Consider the following 4,700-nt stretch of genomic DNA (forward strand, 5'->3'; position numbering starts at 1 on the left):
CCGCGCCCACGATCGAGCCGGAGCTGAGGTCGATGCCCCCCGAGATGATCACCTGCGTCACGCCCACGGCGATGATGCCGATCACGGACACCTGCAGGATCATGATCTTGAGGCGGCCGATATTGCCGAGGAACGTCTGCCCCTGGAAGATCCAGCCCAGGATCTCGAAAACCAGGGCGATCCCGATCAGGACCAGCAGGATGTTGATTTCCGAGGGCAGCTTGCGGTGCGCCTTGGGCGCCGCGCGCTCGGCGCCGATTGCTTGTGTTGCCATTTCGGGTCCTCCCCCTTATTTCGCCGCGAGTTCCATGACCCGCACCTGGTCGGCCTCCGACCGGTCCAAGAAGCCGCTGACATGGCCCTCGTGCATGACCATGATCCGGTCCGACATGCCCAGAACCTCGGGCAGCTCGGACGAGATCATCAGGATCGCGACGCCTTCGGCCGCGAGTTGCGTGATCAGTCGGTGGATCTCGGATTTTGCGCCCACGTCGATGCCGCGCGTCGGTTCATCCAGGATCAGGATGCGCGGCTTTGTCAGCAGCCAGCGCGCGATCAGCAGCTTCTGCTGGTTCCCACCGGACAGGTTGGCCACCGTTTCCGCCAGGTTCGGCGTCTTGACCCGCAGCTTGGCGCAGAACTCCTCGGCCAGCCGGTTCACTTCACGCTGGTTGACGAAGCCGCGGTTGTCCACCTTGCCGCTGGACAAGAGCGCGACCTGGATGTTCTCGATGCAGTCGAGGTTCAGGAAGCAGCCGGTTTCCTTGCGATCCTCGGTCAGGAAGGCCATGCCGTGGCGCATGGCGACCGGGGGCGACTTGATCTCCACAACCTGACCGTCGATCAGGATCTCGCCGCTGGTCGCCGGGCGGACCCCGAACACCGCCTCGGCCACGTTCGACCGGCCCGATCCGACCAGACCGGCCACGCCCAGGATCTCTCCTCGCCGCAGCGTGAAGCTGACATCCTCGAAAACACCGGGCAGCGTCAGGTTGCGGACCTCGAGGATCGTTTCGCCGATCTCGCAGTCGATCTTGGGGAACATGTCGGTGATCTCGCGTCCGACCATCATCTTGATGATCTGGTCGCGCGTCACGTCCTGCGCGGCCACCGTTCCGATGAACTTGCCGTCGCGGAAGACGGTCGCTTCATCCGCGATCTCGAACAGCTCGCTCATCTTGTGGGTGATGTAGACGATGCCGACCCCCTTGGCGCGCAGGTCGCGGATGATGCGGAACAGGTGCTCCACCTCGGTTTCCGTGATCGCGCTGGTGGGCTCGTCCATGATCAGCACGTCGGACTTGAAGGACACGGCCTTGGCGATCTCGACCATCTGCTTCTGCGCCACGGTCAGATCGCCCACCATGTCCTCGGGCGCCAGCCGGATGCCCAGGTCCGCAAACAGCGCCCGCGTCATCCGCGCCATCTCGCCGTGGTCGATCAGCCCGAACGCGTTCTTGGGCTCGCGGCTGATCCAGATGTTCTCGGCCACGGTCATCGTGTTCATCAGGTTCAGTTCCTGATGGATCATCGCGATGCCGGAGTTCAGCGCGTCAAGCGGTGTGCGGATGTCGAGCGCCTTGCCGGCAAAGCGCACCTCGCCCCGGTCAGGCGTATAGACGCCAGCGATGATCTTCATCAGCGTCGACTTGCCGGCGCCATTCTCGCCCATCAGGGCATGGACCGTCCCTGGCCGTATCTTCAGCTGCACGTCATCGAGCGCGACGACGCCGGGAAACTCCTTTCGGACCTTGTCCACCTCGAGGATGTATTCACCGGCATAAACATCGCGTGCGGAAGCACCTGCTGCGTCAAGCATGATCGTTCCTCCCTGTGATGACCGGGCCCGCCTTGCGCAGGCCCGGCTGCACATCAGTGCTGGTAGTTGGCCAGGTTCTCCGGCGTCACCAGTTCGAAGGGCACATAGACCTTCGACTCGACATCTTCGCCACGCGCCAGCTTCAGCGCCGTATCGACCGCGCCCTCGCCCTGGCCCGCCGCATTCTGGAAGACGCTGACGTCCAGATCGCCCTCCTCCATGGCGGCCAGCGCGTCCGCGGTCGCATCGATGCCGCCTACGACCACATCGTCCATGGCAACACCCGACGTCTTCAGCGCCTGGATGGCTCCGATGGCCATCTCGTCGTTGTTCGAGATGACGGCATCGAACTCGACCCCTGCAGAAAGCCAGTTGGTCATCAGGTCGGTGCCCTGGGTGCGCGACCACATCGCCGTCTGCTCTTCGACGATCTCGATGAAGCTGCACTCTTCCGTGGCGATCACGTCCTTGATGTCCTGGGTGCGGATGCGGGCCGCCTGGTTGGACAGCTCGCCCATCATGACAACCGCGCGGGCGCCCTCGCCCTTGCCCTGCTCCTTCAGCAGGCGACAGATTTCCTGCGTCTGCAGGGTGCCCGACTCCAGCTCATCCGAGGCGACAAAGGCCTGCTTCTCGGGAAGGTCGTCCAGGTTCACTGGCTGGCGGTTGACATAGACCAGCGGGATTCCCGCTTCGGCCGCCAGGTTCGACATGGCCACGGTGGCATCCGTATCCACCGGGTTCACGATGATGGCGTCCACGCCCGAGGCCACGAAGTTCTGGATCTGGTTCAGTTGCCGGCCCACGTCGTTCTGGGCGTCCTCGATCTGCAAGGTGACGTCATCCAGACCCGCAGCATAATCCTGCATCCCGTTGCGCAGGACCGTCAGGAAGTTGTCGTCGAACAGCGCCATCGAGACACCGATGTTCTCAGCCGATGCGGCGCTGCCCAGTCCGGCAACAAGTGCCGTCGTCATCAGGAATGTCTTCACGTCCTCTTTCCTCCACTCTGGGCGCCTCCGCGCCACCTGCAACCAGGGGCATGCGGCATCCGGCCACCCGAAGGGATCGGGTGCGGGCACGGTGTTTCCGCGTTCCTCAACTCCTGCACTGCCAGTGTCCACAAGATGATGGTGCAGCCCGGTCGCCGCGACCGCATCCACCCTGCCCTTCAGCGCCAGCAGCACCTCGGCCAGTTCCCGGGGCTGCGCCGTTTCAACAAAGCGCGGCACGATCTGGACGCGGGCCTGGTGTTGGCTCGGGCCTGCTGCTCGAAAATCGCCAGAACGTCTTGATAAAAGCGGTGCTTGAATTTTTGCAGCACAAGACCAAGGCGCAGCTCGGACCGGTCCGCCAGCATCCGGTGCCGGATGACATTGGCGGCGTGATAACCGATGTCCTCTGCCGCCTTGTGCACGCGGCGCACCGTCTCCTCGCGTACATTGGAGCGGCCGTTCAGGACACGATCGACAGTTGCGGTACTGACATCCGCGGCACGTGCCAGATCAGCGATCGTAGGTCTGGCCATCACATCTCCCATCATTTGCATAAGGAATTTGTATCACCAACCTGCCGGTTCATGACAAGTCTGATCCTGCACCAGCAGTTCGGGCATGCAGCTCTGCATCGGCACGCCACTCCGAGGAACTCTGCCAATGACGGGCTGCGTCTTGACGGCATCTATGTGCCGCACCTGGTCTGCCGCGATCCAAGAGGGATGAGGTATCATGTCGGAGATCACCTCGATCAGGCTGAACTGGTGAGGAGCGGAATGCAGACATTCGAGGCTGACGTAACGGGCAGGCGGTATTGCGCCAGAAGCTGAGACGGAACAGGCGCCGGCAATCATTGGATTGCGGCCGCCCCGCATCATCGCGATGGACGCTCGTGACAGCGCCCGTTTCTGCGGCCGCAAGATTGTAAGGAGTCGTCATCAACTGCGTGTGATCTCGCCTGCGAGCTGCCCTTCGTCATCCGCCAGAAGAATGCTGCCGCGAATGCCGAGACTATTTCTGGCGCCGCAAGGCCGCTGACGATGTGTTTGGGATCCATGAAGAGCGACAAGGAATGCTCATGATCTTCCGCATCCGTAAGTTGCTGATCCGGCAGCGCACGCAGGCGGTCAACCCCCTGCGTGGACATCAAGGCGAGTTCGGCGGATCGTGCGGAAAGCGATGTCGACATCGAGCGGCCTGTTGCCATGGTCGAGAACCCGGAAAGTATTTTGCCTGCCAATGCCATCGTGACACTGAAGGCTTTGGTCGCAGCACCGTGGCATCTGAAAACGGAGATCATTAAGCCTGACACCGAAGCTTGCTCCTCAGTGGAAGGAGAGCAAAGTCGCTCGACGGCTAACGACAGTGTCTGACATCGGCCTGCTTGCTGCCACAGACATTGCGGTCCTTGACCGGCCACCGGGACCTTTGCAAAGTGGCCGGTTTCGGGTCTTGGTCTGGTGCCGCGGCAGAATTCGATCCAAGGTGGTGCATTCACAAGCGTTCGGAACCGCAACGAAGACGGGCGAACGATCGTTCAGGTGGCTGCTGATCATCGGGGTGAATAACGTCATCATCAAACAGTAGATGCTGACGCGCAAGCCGCCCATACTCGTATGGGTGGCGCTGGCTGAGTGAGTGGCCGGTAGCGGCATTTGTCAACCTCCGACCGCTGCAGCGCAAGTCGCGGAAAGCGCGAAAGTGTCGAAATACAAGAGGCCAAGGAACAGTTTGACGCAAAACTCGTAAAGCGGGAGTGGGAAAACTAATGTGCAGCAGGCTGCCGTCGAGCAGGCTCCGGTTTCCTGACCCGACTTTCGAAACGCCATAAGGCCCGCAGCATGCGTGACGCTGCATCATGAGACTGGATAGTTCTCGGCACCAAT

At 61.9% G+C, this 4,700-nt stretch carries 4 protein-coding genes and 1 pseudogene; 1 reads left to right on the forward strand and 4 read right to left on the reverse strand.

Translation table 11 applies throughout. The features are described from left to right. From ACLHHB_RS11590 to ACLHHB_RS11605, 4 genes and pseudogenes are all read right to left on the reverse strand, one after another. A pseudogene (locus tag ACLHHB_RS11590) lies at nt 1-274 on the reverse strand (ABC transporter permease); the annotation flags it as partial. Between the two features lie 15 nt (nt 275-289). After that, nucleotides 290-1,819, reverse strand: coding sequence for a sugar ABC transporter ATP-binding protein (locus ACLHHB_RS11595; RefSeq protein WP_410218439.1), 1,530 nt, complete (start codon nt 1,817-1,819; stop codon nt 290-292). Between the two features lie 53 nt (nt 1,820-1,872). Then, nucleotides 1,873-2,811, reverse strand: coding sequence for a sugar ABC transporter substrate-binding protein (locus ACLHHB_RS11600; RefSeq protein WP_410218442.1), 939 nt, complete (start codon nt 2,809-2,811; stop codon nt 1,873-1,875). A gap of 179 nt (nt 2,812-2,990) precedes the next feature. After that, on the reverse strand, nt 2,991-3,368 hold the full coding sequence (locus ACLHHB_RS11605) for a LacI family DNA-binding transcriptional regulator (RefSeq protein ID WP_410218440.1): 378 nt from the start codon (nt 3,366-3,368) through the stop codon (nt 2,991-2,993). Nucleotides 3,369-3,953: 585 nt separating this feature from the next. Here ACLHHB_RS11605 and ACLHHB_RS11610 point away from each other — a divergent pair. After that, on the forward strand, nt 3,954-4,187 hold the full coding sequence (locus ACLHHB_RS11610; RefSeq protein WP_410218441.1) for a hypothetical protein: 234 nt from the start codon (nt 3,954-3,956) through the stop codon (nt 4,185-4,187). Nucleotides 4,188-4,700 lie beyond the last annotated feature (513 nt).

Origin of the sequence: Paracoccus sp. (in: a-proteobacteria) (assembly GCF_046462195.1) — a bacterium.
In the GTDB taxonomy this organism is placed as follows: domain Bacteria; phylum Pseudomonadota; class Alphaproteobacteria; order Rhodobacterales; family Rhodobacteraceae; genus Paracoccus.

Excerpts from the sequence above, each read along its gene's own strand:
- ACLHHB_RS11605 (WP_410218440.1), bottom strand. The coding sequence starts at position 3,368 with ATGCAAATGATGGGAGATGTGATGGCCAGACCTACGATCGCTGATCTG.
- ACLHHB_RS11595 (WP_410218439.1), bottom strand. The coding sequence starts at position 1,819 with ATGCTTGACGCAGCAGGTGCTTCCGCACGCGATGTTTATGCCGGTGAA.